At 71.0% G+C, this 15,699-nt stretch carries 17 protein-coding genes; 7 read left to right on the plus strand and 10 right to left on the minus strand.

All coding sequences use genetic code 11. The annotated features are described in order from the left end of the window. Positions 1-4 precede the first annotated feature (4 nt). On the minus strand, positions 5-448 hold the full coding sequence (locus ACSJD1_RS14495) for a helix-turn-helix transcriptional regulator (protein ID WP_438855983.1): 444 nt from the start codon (positions 446-448) through the stop codon (positions 5-7). A 102-nt stretch (positions 449-550) separates the two neighbouring features. Between ACSJD1_RS14495 and ACSJD1_RS14500 the strand changes: the two genes are divergently transcribed. Next, positions 551-1,396, plus strand: coding sequence for a patatin-like phospholipase family protein (locus ACSJD1_RS14500; RefSeq protein ID WP_438855984.1), 846 nt, complete (start codon positions 551-553; stop codon positions 1,394-1,396). Then, the gene (locus ACSJD1_RS14505; RefSeq protein ID WP_438855985.1) at positions 1,396-2,448 is read left to right on the plus strand and encodes a 1-acyl-sn-glycerol-3-phosphate acyltransferase; all 1,053 of its coding nucleotides are present in this window, start codon (positions 1,396-1,398) and stop codon (positions 2,446-2,448) included. Before ACSJD1_RS14500 ends, ACSJD1_RS14505 begins: the two co-directional genes overlap by 1 nt. Before the next feature lie 30 nt (positions 2,449-2,478). Here ACSJD1_RS14505 and ACSJD1_RS14510 read toward each other — a convergent pair whose 3' ends face one another. Beyond that, positions 2,479-2,874: a hypothetical protein gene (locus ACSJD1_RS14510; RefSeq protein ID WP_438855986.1), complete on the minus strand. Its 396-nt coding sequence runs from the start codon at positions 2,872-2,874 to the stop codon at positions 2,479-2,481. 248 nt (positions 2,875-3,122) lie between these two features. On the opposite strand from ACSJD1_RS14510, the gene ACSJD1_RS14515 reads away from it, so the two are divergent. Next, entirely contained in the window at positions 3,123-3,731 is a 609-nt protein-coding gene (locus tag ACSJD1_RS14515; RefSeq protein ID WP_438855987.1) for an HdeD family acid-resistance protein, read from the plus strand. Between the two features lie 95 nt (positions 3,732-3,826). Here the strand turns inward: ACSJD1_RS14515 and ACSJD1_RS14520 are convergent, their stop codons facing one another. Next, positions 3,827-4,594 carry an SDR family oxidoreductase gene (locus ACSJD1_RS14520; RefSeq protein WP_438855988.1) on the minus strand — a complete coding sequence of 256 codons (768 nt, stop codon included), beginning with the start codon at positions 4,592-4,594 and terminating at the stop codon, positions 3,827-3,829. Between the two features lie 126 nt (positions 4,595-4,720). Here ACSJD1_RS14520 and ACSJD1_RS14525 point away from each other — a divergent pair, with 126 nt between their 5' ends. From ACSJD1_RS14525 to ACSJD1_RS14540, 4 genes are all read left to right on the plus strand, one after another. After that, complete coding sequence (locus ACSJD1_RS14525) at positions 4,721-5,194, plus strand: NfeD family protein (RefSeq protein WP_230386245.1); 474 nt, start codon at positions 4,721-4,723, stop codon at positions 5,192-5,194. After that, the gene (locus tag ACSJD1_RS14530) at positions 5,191-6,141 is read left to right on the plus strand and encodes an SPFH domain-containing protein (RefSeq protein WP_438855989.1); all 951 of its coding nucleotides are present in this window, start codon (positions 5,191-5,193) and stop codon (positions 6,139-6,141) included. Before ACSJD1_RS14525 ends, ACSJD1_RS14530 begins: the two co-directional genes overlap by 4 nt. Before the next feature lie 14 nt (positions 6,142-6,155). Further along, complete coding sequence (locus tag ACSJD1_RS14535) at positions 6,156-6,908, plus strand: glycerophosphodiester phosphodiesterase family protein (RefSeq protein WP_438855990.1); 753 nt, start codon at positions 6,156-6,158, stop codon at positions 6,906-6,908. A gap of 86 nt (positions 6,909-6,994) precedes the next feature. Beyond that, on the plus strand, positions 6,995-7,360 hold the full coding sequence (locus ACSJD1_RS14540) for an RNA polymerase-binding protein RbpA (RefSeq protein WP_438855991.1): 366 nt from the start codon (positions 6,995-6,997) through the stop codon (positions 7,358-7,360). Here the strand turns inward: ACSJD1_RS14540 and lnt are convergent. From lnt to ACSJD1_RS14575, 7 genes are all read right to left on the minus strand, one after another. After that, entirely contained in the window at positions 7,357-9,042 is a 1,686-nt protein-coding gene (gene lnt / locus ACSJD1_RS14545) for an apolipoprotein N-acyltransferase (RefSeq protein ID WP_438855992.1), read from the minus strand. The two genes, ACSJD1_RS14540 and lnt, sit on opposite strands and share 4 nt — an antisense overlap. Then, on the minus strand, positions 9,039-11,468 hold the full coding sequence (locus tag ACSJD1_RS14550) for a DEAD/DEAH box helicase (protein ID WP_438856046.1): 2,430 nt from the start codon (positions 11,466-11,468) through the stop codon (positions 9,039-9,041). Before ACSJD1_RS14550 ends, lnt begins: the two co-directional genes overlap by 4 nt. Before the next feature lie 12 nt (positions 11,469-11,480). After that, a complete protein-coding gene (gene tatC / locus ACSJD1_RS14555) occupies positions 11,481-12,245 on the minus strand; it encodes a twin-arginine translocase subunit TatC (protein ID WP_438856047.1) in 765 nt (254 codons plus the stop codon). A 50-nt stretch (positions 12,246-12,295) separates the two neighbouring features. Then, positions 12,296-12,577, minus strand: a complete 282-nt coding sequence (gene tatA / locus ACSJD1_RS14560; RefSeq protein ID WP_438855993.1) for a twin-arginine translocase TatA/TatE family subunit — start codon at positions 12,575-12,577, stop codon at positions 12,296-12,298. A gap of 63 nt (positions 12,578-12,640) precedes the next feature. Next, a complete protein-coding gene (locus ACSJD1_RS14565; RefSeq protein ID WP_438855994.1) occupies positions 12,641-13,660 on the minus strand; it encodes a helix-turn-helix transcriptional regulator in 1,020 nt (339 codons plus the stop codon). After that, positions 13,657-14,676 carry a helix-turn-helix transcriptional regulator gene (locus ACSJD1_RS14570; protein ID WP_438855995.1) on the minus strand — a complete coding sequence of 340 codons (1,020 nt, stop codon included), beginning with the start codon at positions 14,674-14,676 and terminating at the stop codon, positions 13,657-13,659. The genes ACSJD1_RS14565 and ACSJD1_RS14570 overlap by 4 nt, the downstream gene beginning before the upstream one ends. Positions 14,677-14,725: 49 nt before the next feature. After that, positions 14,726-15,667 (minus strand): FKBP-type peptidyl-prolyl cis-trans isomerase, encoded by a 942-nt coding sequence (locus tag ACSJD1_RS14575; RefSeq protein WP_438855996.1) that lies wholly within the window; start codon positions 15,665-15,667, stop codon positions 14,726-14,728. Positions 15,668-15,699 lie beyond the last annotated feature (32 nt).

A 15,699-nucleotide genomic window follows, 5' to 3' on the forward strand; every position in this document is an offset into this window, starting at 1 on the left:
CACGCTAGCCACCGCCGCCGACGGTCGCTTCTCGATTCCTGATCGGCTTGGTCACCTGCTTCGCCACGCACGGGAGCATGCCGAGCGTCGCGCCCGCGTACCGATCGCGGTAGACGCTGGGCGGCACGCCGACGAGCTCGGCGAAGCGGGTGCTGAAGGTGCCGAGCGAGGTGGAGCCGACCTCGAAGCAGACCTCGGTGACGCTGAGGTCGCCCCGTCGCAGCAGCGCCATCGCTCGTTCGATGCGACGGGTCATGAGGTACGAGTACGGCGACTCGCCGAACGCGGCGCGGAACTGCCGGCTGAGGTGGCCCGACGACATGTTCGCCCCGCGCGCGAGCGCCTCGACGTCGAGCGGTTGCGCGTACTCGCGGTCGATGCGATCGCGCACGCGCCGGAGGACCGCGAGGTCGCGCAGCCCGTCCGGGCCGATGGTTCGGCTGCCCACGAGCGCGATGCTCCCACCTCGCGGGCGGGAAGTCCAGCGACCGATCCGGAGGGCGGGCCCTTCGTTCCGTGCTGCCGCGTCGCGCGGTGCCAGAATGGCGCCATGGTCTCCGGGAAGGTGGCGTTCGTCCTCGGCGGCGGCGGCGTGCTGGGGGCCGTGCAGGTCGGGATGCTCCGGGCGGTGCTCGAACGCGGCATCCGCCCAGACCTCGTCGTCGGAACGTCGATCGGCGCGATCAACGGCGCGATCATCGCCGCCGGCGTGGATCGCAGCCTCGAACGCCTCGAGGAGGCGTGGACCTCGAAGGACGCTCGTGCGATCACGACCGGGATGGGCCTGCGCCCCGGTCGCGCCCACGTCATGTCGACCGAGCCGCTCCGGCGGATGCTCGGGCACGGGCTCGCGGGCGCCGGCGCGTTCGAGGACCTCGAGATCGAGTTCAGGTGCTGCGCGGCGAGTGTCGAGCGGGCGGCCGAACACTGGTTCACCTCGGGCCCGCTCGTGCCGGCCGTGCTGGCCTCGGCGGCGCTGCCCGGCCTGTTCCCGGCGGTCCGGATCGGCGACGAGCACTTCGTCGACGGCGGGATCGTGAACTCGATCCCGGTCGGCCAGGCCGCCGATGCCGGCGCGACCGACATCTACGTCATGCAGGTCGGCCGGATCGAGCACGCCCTCACGCCGCCCCGGAACCAGTTCGAGAACGCGCGCGTCGCGTTCGAGATCTCCCGGCGGCATCGCTTCGCTCGCGACAGCGCCGCCCTCGCGGCGGGTACCCGGATGCACGTGCTCCCGACCGGGACGGCCTCGCCGAAGGAGAACCGCGTCACGCGGAACCTCTCCCCCGCGTCGCTCCGCCGTCGGATGACGACCGCCTACGGCGCGGCATCCGCCTACCTCGATCGCGAGGACGAACCCGGCGGCGAGCCGGAAGATCGGGCCGCGGACTGATGCGGCTGCCGCCGAAGTGGGTGCGCCGCGGCGTCCTCGCGCCGGTCGTGGTCGCGCTCGCGCTCGTCGTCGTCGCGCTGCTGCCCGCGTGGCTCTCCGTCGCGCTGATCGTTTCGATCCTGGTGGAACCGCGGCTGCGGACGCCGCGGCTGCTCGTCATGGTCGCCGTGTATCTGCTGTGGGATGCCGCGGCCATCGTCGCGCTGTTCGTCCTGTGGGTCGCCTCCGGGTTCGGCTGGCGGATCCACTCGCACGGGTTCCAGCGCGTGCACTACCGGTTCGTCGCGCGGATGCTCGGGTTCCTGTTCTGGAACGCGCACTGGGTGCTGCGGCTGGACATCGACGTGCGCGTGCCGGAGGGGTTCCACGACGACGACGAGCCGCGCGTCATCGCGAGCCGGCACGCCGGCCCGGGCGACTCGTTCATCCTCATCCACGCCGTGCTCAACTGGTTCGACCGTTCGCCGCGGATCGTGCTGAAGGACACCATGCAATGGGACCCGGCCGTCGACATCGTCCTCAATCGACTGCCCAATCGGTTCATCGCCCCGCCGCCCGTCGCCGGCGAGGTCGGCCGCGGCGCCCGCCGACGGACGGTGCGCGCCGCACCCGCCGTGCCGCTCACCGAGCGCATCGCCGAGCTCGCCGATGACATGCGCGCACGCGACGCCCTCGTGATCTTCCCCGAGGGCGGCAACTTCACCCCGGAGCGCAGGGCCAGGGCGATCGCCCGGCTCCGCGCCGCCGGTCTCGACGCCGCTGCGGCACGCGCCGCCCACCTCATGAACGTCATGGCACCGCGACCCGCCGGCCTGTTCGCGGCACTTGATGCGGCCCCCCACGCCGACGTGTTCCTCGTCGCGCACACCGGCCTGGACCGGATCCGGACCATCGGCGACGTGTGGCGCGAACTGCCGACCGACAAGACCATCACCATGCAGGTCTGGAACGTCCCGCGTGACGAGATCCCCGACGACCACGATGCTCGAACCGATTGGCTGATGGGCGAATGGGAGCGGATCGACGACTGGATCGCGGCGCGGAACCACTGATCCACGGCGGTCGCGGTCACCGCGCCGGGGTCAGGCGCAACCTCCGATGGGCGTGCCACCGGAGCCGGAAACTGCGACGGACTCGATCCCTTCGCCGGCGTGCGAGGCGAGCGCGAATCCCATGACCGACCCGCACAGCTGCATGGCCGTCGGGATGCCGCTCTCCGGGTCGAGGTCGGTCGCGATGTCGAGCCTGCTCCCGGTCGCCTCCATGCCGATGATGTGGGAGTACCACGAACTCTCGTTCCCCGAGCCCCCGAAGCTCGCCTCGAGCTCGGCGCGGAACGCCGAGACGTCGATCGCGGGTGGCGGCGAGGACTCGGCCCCTCCGCCGTCGGAGGTCGTGGCGGACGGGCGCTCCGCCTCGACGTCGGAATCAGCGGTGCACCCGCTCGCCACGAGGCCGAGGGCGATGAGACCGATCATCACCATCATCGTTCGCGACACCCGACTCACCTCCAAGGACGCGGCGGGGTCGGGTCGTCTGCTGCGAACGTGCCACCCCGGGGTCGGGTCGTGCGACCGATGTTCGCAGGCCGGAGATGCGAACGTCAACGATCCGAGTACATCGCGACACGCCGGGAGGGCGGGACCAACGGCTCCCGCGGTCGGCTCATCGCTGGGAATACGCTGAACCCGAGCGCGCCACTCCGGGTGCGCCGGAAGGAGTCGCAATGTCCTCCCCGCAGTCCAACAGCATGTTCGCGGCGTTCGCCTTCGATTCGGCCGAACTCACGAAGTCGGCGGTCAACTCGATCCGCATCGCGCTCGGCGTGACGGGGGTCATCGCCCTGATCATCGGCGTCTTCATCACGTTCTGGCCGGAGCGGTCGGCCGTCGTGCTGACGGTGATGCTCGCGATCTACTTCCTCATCGCGGGACTCGCCTACGTCGGCATCGGCATCTTCTCGAGGTCGATCTCCGGCGGCGCGAGGGCGCTCGACATCATCCTCGGCGTGCTGTTCCTGATCGGCGCGATCGTCATGTTCTCGAACCCGACCGAGAGCGCCGTCGTGATCGGCATCTTCCTCGGCATCCTCGTCGGCATCCTCTGGATCGTCGAGGGCGTGGTCGCGCTCGCCCAGTCCGGCAACTCCTCGTCACGGGGCTGGAGCATCTTCTTCGGCCTGCTCAGCATCATCGCGGGCATCGTGCTGCTGTTCTCGCCGCTCTGGGGCGTCGCCATCCTCTTCTGGGTGACGGGCGTCGCGCTCATCGTGCTCGGCATCGTCCAGATCGTCCGCGCGTTCACCTTCGGCCGCGGCATGCAGCTCTCGTCATGACGCACTGAGACCCACGAGACGCCGCGAGGGCGGGACCGGCCGGACCGGTCCCGCCCTCGTCGCATGCGTCCGCCTCTGGGCGGCGCGTCGGCGGATCAGCTCGCGGGTGCGAAGCCCGAGACATCCCCCACGTAGCGGGTGTGGTCGGCCGGAACGGGATCGACCGCGGCCGACGCCACCTCGGCCGCGAACTCGGCGACGTTGTAGAGCTTGCCCGCGTCCTCCTTGCGGGCGGCGATCGCGCCGGGGTTGGCCCGCTCGAGCAGCGTGGCGGTGATGGTGCCCTCGATCATGTCGCCCGACACGACGACGAACTCGACGCCCTTCGCGTCGAACTCCGGCAGCTTCGCCCGGAGCGCGTCCTCGCCGGCGCGCTTGGAGAGCGCGACGGGCTCGTACTCGGGCATGGTCGGCGTCGTGCGGATGAAGTGCGCCTGGTGGCTCGTGACGAACACGATGCGCGCGCCGTCGGCGAGGTGCGGGAGGGCGTTGTCGACCACGTTGACCTGTGCGTCGCGATTGAGCCGCATGGCGTAGTCCTCGCCCATGCCGGACTCCATGCCGCCGGAGGCGTTGAGCACGAGGAGGTCGACGGGGCCGAGCTCCGAGACGGCGCGCTCGAACATCGCCCGCACGGACGCGGCATCCGTCAGGTCGGCGCCGACGGCGATCGCCCGGCCCCCAACCGCGACGATCTCGTTCACGACCTTCTCCGCGCGAGGGGCCTTGCTGCGGTAGTTGACGACGACCGCCGCGCCGGCCTCGGCGAGGTAGCGGGCGGTGTCCGCGCCGATGCCGCGGGACGATCCCGTGACGAGGGCGACGCGGCCGTCGAGCGATCCGGGGGCGAGCGGGTTGGTCACGTTTGGGCTCCTCGAGTGGTGCGGATGTCGCGGGCGCGCGCTGCGCGCCGCACCGAGACTACCAACTCCCCCACCGGCGCCCCATGCGCTGCTAGGTTGACAAGCGGGGGCCCGAAGGAGACCAACTTGGATGTTCTGACCCAATACGCGTGGATCGCCTGGCTCGTCCTGATCCTCGTGTTCGCCACCATCGAGGTGTTCACCCTCGAGATGACCTTCCTCATGCTCGCCCTCGGGAGCGTGGCGGGGCTGCTCTCCGGGCTGACGGGCATCCCCTGGTGGGCGCAGTTCATCGTCGCGGCCGTCGTCGCCGTCCTGCTGATCCTGACGCTGCGACCCTCGCTGCTCCGGATGCTCCGGCGTGGAGCCGATCCCGCCCGCAGCAACGTCGACGCATTGATCGGAGCCGCCGGCACGGTGGTCCGGACGGTCGGGCCGGCCGGGGGCCAGGTCCGGCTGCAGAACGGTGACGTCTGGACGGCACGGCTCTCGCCGGTGACCGAGCAGGCGGATGTCGCCGTGGGCGAGAACGTGCTCGTCACCGGCATCGACGGGGCGACGGCGGTCGTCGTCCCGATGGAGAGGAGCACCCAGGCGTGAACGACGTCGGACCCATCATCGCCCTGATCGTCGTCGTCGCGATCGCGATCTTCGCGATCGTGGTGATCGCGAAGTCGATCCGGATCATCCCGCAGGCGTACGCGGGCGTCGTCGAGCGACTGGGGCGGTACCACAAGACCCTCACGCCCGGCCTGAACATCCTCATCCCGTTCATCGACCGCCTGCTCCCGCTGGTCGACATGCGCGAGCAGGTCGTCTCGTTCCCGCCGCAGCCCGTCATCACGGAAGACAACCTGGTGGTCTCGATCGACACGGTCGTCTACTTCCAGGTCACCGACGCGCGCGCAGCGACCTACGAGATCAACAACTACCTCGGCGCGGTCGAGCAGCTGACCACGACCACGCTCCGAAACGTCGTCGGCGGGCTGAACCTCGAGGAGGCGCTCACCAGCCGCGACAACATCAACGGGCAGCTCCGCATCGTGCTCGACGAGGCCACGGGCAAGTGGGGCATCCGGGTCTCCCGGGTCGAGCTCAAGGCGATCGACCCGCCCCTCTCCATCCAGGACTCGATGGAGAAGCAGATGCGCGCCGAACGGGACCGCCGCGCCGCCATCCTCACTGCCGAGGGCACGAAGCAGTCGGCCATCCTCGAGGCCGAGGGCTCCCGGCAGGCCGCCATCCTCAAGGCGGAGGGTGACGCCAAGGCCGCCGTCCTCCGAGCGCAGGGCGAGGCCGAGGCGATCCTCACGGTCTTCGACGCCATCCACAAGGGCGACCCCGACCCGAAGCTGCTCGGCTACCAGTACCTGCAGATGCTCCCGCAGCTCGCCGAGGGCGCGTCGAACAAGCTCTGGATCGTGCCGAGTGAGCTCACCGAAGCCCTGAAGGGCATCGGGCGCGCGTTCACGCCGAACGGCTCCGGCGACGGTGCGACCGGCTCGACCGCGTCGGGCGGGCCGGCGCGGCCCGGGTCCCCGGGCTGAACCCGGCTGCCCGGGTGGACGGCGGCTGGTTCGAGCCATCCGCTCCCCGCGTCCTCGCACACCGCGGGCTCGCGCTCACGGTGCCCGAGAACACGCTGGCGGCATTCGAGGCCGCCGTGCGGGCGGGAGCGCAGTACCTCGAGACCGACATCCATCCGAGCGCCGAGGGTGCGGCCGTGCTCGCGCACGACCCGACGCTGCGACGCGTCGCGGGGCGAGCCGACGCCGTGTCCGAACTCACGCTGGAGGAGCTCCGCGCCGTCGACCTCGGCGGAGGCCACGGCTTCGGCACGCTCGACGAACTGCTCCACGCGTTCCCCGAGGCGCGCCTCAACATCGACGTGAAGACGGATGCCGCGGTCGCGCCGACCATCGAGGCGGTCCGTCGAGCCGCCGCCGCCGACCGGGTCCTGCTCACCGCCTTCGCCGACGCGCGGCGACGCCGGCTCGCCGCCGCGGTACCCGGCTCGGTCACGTCGGCCGGTCGGACCTCGGTGCTGCGCGCCGTCGCGGCATCCCGCACTCGCAGCGCAGGCGCGATGCGTCGCGCGGTCGCCGGCGCCCGCGCCCTCCAGATACCCGAGCGGGTCGGCCGGCTGCGCATCCTCTCCCCCGCGCTCCTGGAGACGGCGCACTCCGCAGGACTCGAAGTGCACGTCTGGACGGTGAACGACGAGGCGGAGATGCGGCGTCTGCTCGCCCTCGGCGTCGATGGGCTCGTGACCGATCGCGTCGACCTCGCGCTGCGCATCGTCTCGGAAATCTGAGAGTTCCCCGGCAAAACCTCAGGCGGCGGGAAGAAGATGCCCAGCTTGATCGTCTATACCTGATTGACGATCGAGAGGAGTACGCCATGGCGGACCGGAGCCTTCGAGGCATGCGTATCGGCGCCCAGAGCCTGCAGAGCGAGGACGGCGTCATCTTCGCCGACCGCGCCGACTACACGTACCGCTGCGAGACGTGCGGTCGTGACACCGTGATGACCTTCTCGACCGAGGCCGAGCTTCCGGAGACCTGGGAGTGCCGTCACTGCGGCAACTCCGCCGTGCTCCTCGTCGACTCCAAGCCCGTCGAGATCGACCGTTCCGGCGAGAAGGTCGCCCGCACCCACTGGGACATGCTGCTCGAGCGCCGCACGCGCGCCGAGCTCGAGGAGATCCTCGAGGAGCGTCTGCAGTACCTGCGGGCCCGACGAGGTCAGCAGAAGATCGGCGCCTAGCCCTCCAGCGCAGGCTCACGCCCGGCCCCGGACCCCGTCCGGCGCCGGGCGTTCCGCTGTGCGGCGATGCCAGCCCAGGCGAGCCCGGCGAGTGATCCCAGGACGAGCACGAGCGGGACGGCCGCGCCGAGGACGACCGACGGCGTGAGCCCGGTTCGCAGATCCACCTCGGTCACCATCGCACCGGCCTCGTACGCGGGCAGCGCGTCGATCGTGCGCCCGGAGGGATCGATCACCTGGCTCGTCCCGACCGTCGAGATGTTCACGACCGAGCGGCCGGTCTCGATCGCCCGGAGTCGCGCAATCGCGAGCTGCTGCTGGTTCTCGTCGGTGCCCCGGAAGTCGGCGTTGTTCGTCTGGAGCATGTAGAGCTCGGCGCCGTCGCGGGCGCCCTCCCAGATGAGGTCGTCGTAGATCACGTCGAAGCAGATCGCGAGCCCCGTGACGGTGTCGCCGAGGTCGAACACGGGCGGCTCGGTTCCCGGCGAGTACCCGCGCTGGATGAGACCGGTGAGCTCGGGCACGATCGAATCGTAGAACCAGCGGTCGGGGATGTACTCGCCGAACGGGACCGGGTTGCGCTTGGCGAACCGATCGACGGCGCCCTCGCCGGCCTCCCAGAGGAGCGAGGTGTTGTAGAAGCGTTCCTCGCCCTCGTCGCCCTCGACCGTCACCGTGTTCAGGATGACGGGGGCATCGAGGTCGTCCGACAGGCGGTCGAAGATGCGGGCGACCGACGGGCTGCGCGTGGGGTCGATGTCGGACCCGCCTTCGGGCCAGAGCAGCACGTCGACGTCCTCGCCGAGTACCGGTTCGGTCGCCTCCAGCTGCGAACGCAGCACGTCCCCCTGCTCGCGTCGGTCGAAGTACCCGGCGGGTCCGTCACCCTGCACGCTCGCGACCCGCAGCTCACCGGCCGACGTGGTCGGGAAGGCCGGAAGCGCGACCGCCACGACGAGGAGTGCGGAGACCGGGATCGCGGTCCGGAGGTCGCGCCATCCGCGCGCCCGCACCCACTCGATCGCGGCCGCCGTGATCGCGACCATCACGAAGCCGAGGCCCGACGACCCGATCCAGGACACGACGGGCGCGAACGGGCTCTCCGACTGGCTGAGTGCCGCGCGACCCCAGGGGAACCCGCCGTACGGGAAGGTGCCGGTGACGCTCTCGCGCACGATCCAGAGGCCGGCCACGAGTGCCGGCAGCGCGATGAGCTGCAGCCAGCGGGAGCGACCGGCCTGCGGGACCCACCGGTACGCGAGCGTGATGAGCACCGCGCCGCCGGCCACGAAGAGCGACTCGAGGATCGACAGCGCGAGCCACGGGATCGGGCCGAGGTACAGCGCCGTCCACGACACGTGCGAGAGGTAGAACGCGAGCCCGAATGCGAGCCCGACGTGGAAGGAGGCGAGCAGCGATCGGCCGATGAGCGGCACGAGCGCCATCGCGATCCCGGCGAACGCGAGGGGCCAGACGCTCGCGCCGGGGAAGCCGAGGTCGTACACGAACCCGCCGAGCGCCGAGACGATGAGCGCGGCCCAGAGCGGCAGGATCGGGCGGGGGCCCCGAGGGGCGGCGACCGCATCTACCTCGGAGTTCGCGCTCCCGCTTTCGGCGGCGGCCGCCGGACCCTGGCCGACGGCGGGAGGTTCCGCCGCCGTCGCGGCGGGTTCCGCGCTCATGTCGCCGCTCCGTATGCGACGACCCCGCGCCGGACGGCATCGATCGCCGCACGAGCGGTCGCCCCGAGCTCCGCATCCGCCACGATCGAGACCTGGTCGAGCAGGTCGACCACCTGCTTGGAGAGCCGCACGAAGTCTCCGGCGGCGAGTTCGGTGTCGGCGAGCACCTGCGCGAGACCCGCCCCGCGAGCCCACGCGTGCATCGCCGTCGCGAGCGCCGGCGAGGGCTGCTCGCTGCCGGGGAGCCGGTGGTCGCGCTCGACGTCGTCGAGTTCGCTCCACGCGTCCAGCGTGCGCTCGAAGGCCTCGCGGAAGCCGCCCTTCGGCAGTCGGTACTGCACGCTCCGGTCGTCGCGACGCGGCTCGTAGACGAGCGCCGCGGCGATGGCGGCGACCGAGGGGACGTCGAGGCCGTCCCACAGCCCGCGGCGCAGGGCTTCGGCGACGAGCAGGTCGCGCTCGCCGTAGATGCGCTTGAGGGTCCGACCCGCGGCTGTCGAGACCAGTCCGCCGCTCCCATCGCGCTCGAGGTAGCCCAGCTCCTCGAGCACCTCGGCGACGCGGTCGAACCGCTTCGCCACCTGCCCCGTGCGCGAACGGATCTGCCGCGAGAGGTCGTCGTGGTCACGCTTCAGCCGCCACCAGCGCTCGGCCCAGCGTGCGTGCTGCTCGCGCTCGGCGCACCCGTGGCACGGGTGGGCGCGGAGGCGCTTGCGTTCGGCGGCGAGGTCCCGCTGCAATCGTTCGCGCTGGGCGTGCGTCGGATTCCCCTTCGACGACTGCCGCTCGAGGTCGCCGATCCGGCGCCGGATGCCGGCGTACTCCGCGAAGTCGCCGAGGTGGCAGCGCATCGCCTCCTCGAACCCCGCCATCGACTCCTCCTGCTTCCGGAGGGTGCGGGCGAGGTCGACCACCGCGCGGTCGGCCTGGAACTGCGCGAACGAGAGTTCGAGGATCTGCCGGGTGCGGTCGCGACCGAACTGGTCGACGAGGTTCACGGCCATGTTGTAGGTCGGCGTGAAGCTCGAATTCAGGGGGTAGCTCCGCCGGGACGCGAGCGAGGCGACGGCCTCGGGGTCCAGTCCGTCGACCCACTGGATGACCGAGTGCCCCTCGACGTCGATCCCCCGTCGCCCCGCACGGCCGGTGAGCTGCGTGTACTCCCCCGGCGTGATCGGCACGCGCGCCTCGCCGTTGAACTTCTCGAGCTTCTCGAGCACGACCGAGCGCGCGGGCATGTTGACGCCGAGCGCGAGGGTCTCGGTCGCGAAGACGACCTTGAGCAGCTTCCGCTGGAAGAGGTCCTCGACGATCTCCTTGAAGGTCGGAAGCATGCCGGCATGGTGCGCGGCCACGCCGCGCTGCAGGCCCTCGAGCCATTCCCAGTACCCGAGCACGGCGAGGTCGTCGTCGCGGAGCAGGTGCACGCGCTCTTCGACGATCTCGCGGATCTCCGCGCGCTCCTCGGTGTCGGTGAGGCGGATGCCGCTGCGCAGCACCTGTCGGACGGCCTGGTCGCACCCCGCGCGCGAGAAGATGAAGAAGATCGCCGGCAGCAAGTGCTTGCCGCTCAACAGGTCGACGACCTCGGAGCGCTCCGCACGACCCCCGCCGGGCGCGGGTCGGTGGTAGCGGCCGCGATCGCTGCCGCGACGACCGCGCTGCGAACGACCGCCGATCGATCGGCCGCCTGCGCGGGCGAGCCGCTGCAGTTCGGGATTCACGCGATGGGACGCCGCCTGTCCCGACGAGTCGAACAGGTCGACGAGCTTCGAGCCGACCAGCACGTGCTGCTCGAGCGGCACGGGTCGCTGCTCCGACACGATGACGTCGGTGTCACCGCGAACGGCCTGCAGCCAGTCGCCGAACTCCTCGGCGTTCGACACCGTCGCGCTCAACGAGACGAGCCGGACGTGTTCGGGGAGGTGGATGATGACCTCCTCCCATACCGCGCCGCGGAACCGGTCGGCGAGGTAGTGCACCTCGTCCATGACGACGAACGAGAGCCGTTCGAGGAGCGGCGAATCGGCGTAGAGCATGTTCCGCAGGACCTCGGTCGTCATCACGACGATCCGAGCCCCGGGGTTGATGTTCGTGTCGCCGGTCAAGAGGCCGACGCTCTGCGAGCCCCACGCCTGCACGAACTCCTGGTACTTCTGGTTCGACAGCGCCTTGATGGGGGTCGTGTAGAACACCTTCTCATCGCTGCCGTGCATCGCGAGGTGGACCGCGAACTCGGCCACCACGGTCTTGCCCGCGCCCGTCGGCGCGGCGACGAGGACGCTCCGCCCCTCGTCGAGGGACGCGCACGCGGCCCGCTGGAACGGGTCGAGGTCGAAGGAGAGGCCCGCCGCGAACTCCTGGAGTCTCGGCTGCCGACGTTGCTGCCGGGACAGTGCGTACCGTTCCGCCGGCGAGGGGCTCATCACCCCTCCAGCCTAGACAGCGTCGCCGAACTCCAACTGATTGCGCTTGGCGACGCGGCGGTCGTGCAGGTACGCGAGCCCGTACGCGGCGAAGTAGAGCCCGATCATCGGCACGGCGAGCATGAACATCGAGACGATGTCGGCCGACGGCGTCGCGAACGCCGTGAACAGCACGATGACGAGGATCGCGATGCGCCACGACTTGATGATCGACTGCGCGCTGATGATCCCGGCGAAGTTCAGCAGCACGATGAACACCGGCACCACGAAGGCGATGCCGATGGCGACGACGAGCTTCAGCACGAAGTCGATGTACTCCTTCGCGGTGAGCAGTGTCTCGGCGCCCTCGGGCACGAACCCCGTCATCAGCTTCACGATGTTGGGCAGCACGAACCACCCGGCCGCGCAGCCCGCGAAGAAGAGCGGGATCGCGGTGGCGAAGAACGCGAACGTGTACTTGCGTTCGCGGGTGTTCAGCCCGGGGACGAGGAACGCGAAGACCTGGTACAGCCAGACCGGCGCGGAGATCACGATGCCGAGCGTGAACGCGATCTGCAGTCGCAGGTCGAACGCACTGGAGATCGTCGGGAAGATGATGCCCGTCGACGCCGCGTCGGTACCCTGCTGCGCCTCGACGACGAGGTTGACGGGCTCCTGGATCGCCTGCCACACGAACGCGTCCGTCAGCCACCAGCCGACGGCCATGCCGACGACGATGGCGATCGCCGACCGGAAGAGTCGCTTGCGCAGCTCGACGAGGTGCGCGCCGAGCGACATCCGCTTCTCGCGGTTCTTCTCCCCGCGATCCTTCACCGCGGTCATGCGGCTCAGGCGCTCGGGCCGGAGTCCGCGCGCTTCGGCTGCTCGACCTGTCCGGGCGTCGTCGACGCGGGCGCCGACGTGGTCGTCGAGGCGGGCGCCTCGGTGCTCGCCGCAGCGCCGTCCTTGGCGTCGGCGTCGTCTCCGTCGGAGCGGACCTCGTTCTTGAGGATCTTCATCGACTGGCCCAGGCTCCGCGCGAGCGCGGGAAGCTTCGGCGCACCGAACAGCAGCAGGATCACCAAGAGGATGATCAGCGCGTGCCAACCGGTGAAGGCGTTTCCAAACATAGGTGCTCGTCCATTCTGGCGGGATGGTGCGGCCAGTCTACCTGCTCGCGCGAGGGGGTGCCCTCACGCCTCTGCTTCGATCGCATCACGATCGGACTGGTCGTCCGGATAGCCGGAGAGACCGGCCTCGGCCCACGCGGCGACCGCCTCGCGCGCCTCCTTCGGGGCGATCACGGTCACGAGGCCGGGCAGGCCGGCCACGAGTCGCTTCAGGCCGTGCACGTGCGCGAGGCGCAGGGTCACGCGCAGCCGCCCGTCCACCTCGTCGGAGGTCGAATCAGCGAGGTAGTCCGCGAGGAGCGGCAGGCTCTCGGGGGCGACGTCCACGACGACCTCCAGGTCGTCCGGCGAGGCCTGGAAGAGCGTCTCGGGGATCACCCGCCCGGTGTGGTCGCCGATCGGCTCATCGGTGACGCTGAGCCCGCTCATGCGGTCGATGCGGAAGTTGCGCACGTCCTCCCGGAGCTGGTCGAACGCCTGCAGGTACCAGTCCGCGCCGAGCGATGCGATCCGGAGGGGGTCGACGCGGCGCCGCCGGTGCTCCCCGCGCGCGTTGAGGTAGTCGAACTCGAGTCGGTGGCCGGATGCGACGGCCCGTCGCACCTCGGCGAGGGTCTCGTCGACGGCCTCCTCGGCGACCGCGATCCGGCTCGGCTCGCCCGACGCGCCGGCACGCAGCTTCTCGGTGAGGGCGGCGAGCGACGCGCTGCCCGCGTTCTCGGGCGCCGCGGAGAGGTAGCGGAGGCCCGCGATGAGCGCGGCGGCCTCGCGTGCCGAGAGCTTCGGGGCGTCGTCGATCGCGACGTGGTGGACGATGACGATGACGTCGTCCTCCTCGAACGCGTCCCAGTCGATGTCGAACAGGTCGTTCGGCTGGTACGTGCCCGTCGCCCCGGGAAGCCCGGAGGTCGCGATGAGCATCACGGCGTCGCGGATCTCCTGCTCCCCGACGCCGAAGTGCGCAGCCGCATCGGCGACGTCGACCACGCGCTGGTCGAGCAGGTAGGGCACCAGCGAGAGCAGGAAGACGAGCTTGTCGGGCGCGCGCAGTCCGGCGGGCCGCCGCGGCGGGCGAGCGCTCATGCGGCTCCTCCTGCGCGGTGCGCGGCCGCCACCGTCGCGAGCCGGGCGCGCACGGCCTCCCGCAGCGATGCGGGTGCGATCACGCGCACCTCGGGTCCGTACGAGGCGAGCTCATCGGCGAAGACGACCGCGTCGGTGTAGTGCAGGCGGATGACGCCGGCATCGTCGTCGGACTGCACGGCGCGCTTGCCCAGCCGCACCTCCGCGTCGGAGCCCGCGCTCACCGCGAGGTCGGCCGCGTTCGCGAGCCTGAGCGCCTGCAGGTCGGCGAGCACGCGGTCCTGGACATCGGCGGGTGGCGGCTCGAACGGCGCACCGGGCAGGGCCTTCACGTCGCCCACGATCCGCGAGAGCAGGAAGGTGCGCGGCGCCGCCGCGTCGACGTCGCGTCCGTGCAGGTGCCAGCGTCCCTCGTGGAGCACCACCGCGTACGGTTCGACCGTGCGCAGGCGCGGTGCCTGCTCGCCGGGCTTGAGGTAGTGGAAGCGCACGCGCTGCCGCTTGTCGAGTGCCTGGCGCAGGGGCTCGAACGCGGCATCCCGCACCCGCAGCCGCGGCGCGTAGCCGATCACCGGCTCGCGCGGCTCGATGCCGAGCGAGCGCAGCTTCGTGAGTGCGCGCTGCGAGTCGGCCGAGAGCGAGGCCTCACGCCAGACCTCGGCCGCGAGCCCGAGCAGCGCGAGCTCGTCGGCGGTGAAGCGCACGTCGACGGGCAGGTCGTACTCGCCCTTCGGGATGCGGTACCGAAGGGCCTGGTTGTCGCCGGGGCGGTCCGGGGACTCCACAGTCTCGAGCGGGATCCCGAGGTCGCGGATGTCGTCCTTGTCGCGCTCGAACTGGCGCTCGAGGTTCGCGTTCCCGCCGCGCGGATCGTATCGTTCGGCGTAGCCGCGCACGGTCGAGAGGATCTCGGACTTCAGCAGCCCGGTCTCGGTCGCGAGCAGCGCGAGGACGAGGCTGAACAGCCGGTCCTCGACCGGGATCCGCGACTCCCCCGCGGGCTTGGATGACGCCACGTCAGCGATCATACTGAAGCGCCCGCGGCGGCACGGCAGCCGCCCGGCCTCACACCACGCCGAGGATGTCGATCACGAAGAAGAGCGTCGACCCGGCCGGGATGCCCGCCTGCTCGGCGTCGCCGTAGCCGTCCTCCGGGGCGACCACGACGCCGACCTGCGAGCCGACCTGCTGGCCGATCAGCGCCTCGGCGAAGCCCGGGATCACCTGCGAGCCGGAGCCCTCGCTCACGACGAAGGACGCGGGAGCACCGCTCTCCCAGCTCGAGTCGAACACGGTGTTGTCGTCCCAGAGCACGCCCGTGTAGTGCACGACGACCCGATCGCCGTCCTCGACGGTCTGGCCGGAGCCCTGCTTCAGCACCTCGACCTCGGTCGTCTCGAACGGGTCGCGGTCGGGCACGGTGATGCCCGGGCGCCCGTCGGGCGCGGTCACGACGGCCGGGAAGCCGTCGCGGGTGATGCGCGGCGAGCCGTTCGCCTTGGGCAGGAAGGCCTGCTGCACGTCGAAGATCACGACGAGGCTGTCGTCGGGGCCGATGCCGAGGGACGCATTGCCCTCGTCGCCGAAGCCGTCGGCCGGCGGGATGACGACCGCGACCCGCGATCCCTCGCGGGCGCAGCTCAGTCCGGTGCGGAGCCCGGTCAGCGTGTTCGCGCCCAGCACGACCGGAACGGCGTCCTCGTCGCCGAAGCCGGTGACCTGGATCTCGTCGCCGGTCGACCCGTTGTAGACCGCGAGCCCGACCAGTGCCTCCTGGCCGTCGACGAGGTGGTCGCCCGAGCCCTCGATGAGCTCGGTGCACTGCGTCGTCGCGGGCACCAGCGGCGTCGGGAAGTCGACGCGGGGCGTGTCGCCGAAGTCGCCGCGGACCTCGACGAGGTCGGACGATCCACCGGGCTCCGCCTGCGGCTCGGGCGCCGAGGCGCAACCGGTCAGGGCGAGCGCGACGACGGTCGCGGTGGCGGTGAGTGCGAGCGGGAGGCGCACGGATCCTCGTTTCGTCTCGGGTGGAACGGGCG

This window comes from Agromyces excoecariae (assembly GCF_051715505.1).
Taxonomy (GTDB): domain Bacteria; phylum Actinomycetota; class Actinomycetes; order Actinomycetales; family Microbacteriaceae; genus Agromyces.

What these genes read in the sequence shown, in the direction of transcription:
- ACSJD1_RS14500 (WP_438855984.1), top strand. Translation starts at nt 551, where the DNA reads ATGGTCTCCGGGAAGGTGGCGTTCGTCCTCGGCGGCGGCGGCGTGCTG.
- ACSJD1_RS14505 (WP_438855985.1), top strand. Translation starts at nt 1,396, where the DNA reads ATGCGGCTGCCGCCGAAGTGGGTGCGCCGCGGCGTCCTCGCGCCGGTC.
- ACSJD1_RS14510 (WP_438855986.1), bottom strand. Translation starts at nt 2,874, where the DNA reads ATGATCGGTCTCATCGCCCTCGGCCTCGTGGCGAGCGGGTGCACCGCT.
- ACSJD1_RS14515 (WP_438855987.1), top strand. Translation starts at nt 3,123, where the DNA reads ATGTCCTCCCCGCAGTCCAACAGCATGTTCGCGGCGTTCGCCTTCGAT.
- ACSJD1_RS14540 (WP_438855991.1), top strand. Translation starts at nt 6,995, where the DNA reads ATGGCGGACCGGAGCCTTCGAGGCATGCGTATCGGCGCCCAGAGCCTG.
- lnt (WP_438855992.1), bottom strand. Translation starts at nt 9,042, where the DNA reads ATGAGCGCGGAACCCGCCGCGACGGCGGCGGAACCTCCCGCCGTCGGC.
- ACSJD1_RS14550 (WP_438856046.1), bottom strand. Translation starts at nt 11,468, where the DNA reads ATGAGCCCCTCGCCGGCGGAACGGTACGCACTGTCCCGGCAGCAACGT.
- tatC (WP_438856047.1), bottom strand. Translation starts at nt 12,245, where the DNA reads ATGTCGCTCGGCGCGCACCTCGTCGAGCTGCGCAAGCGACTCTTCCGG.
- tatA (WP_438855993.1), bottom strand. Translation starts at nt 12,577, where the DNA reads ATGTTTGGAAACGCCTTCACCGGTTGGCACGCGCTGATCATCCTCTTG.
- ACSJD1_RS14565 (WP_438855994.1), bottom strand. Translation starts at nt 13,660, where the DNA reads ATGAGCGCTCGCCCGCCGCGGCGGCCCGCCGGACTGCGCGCGCCCGAC.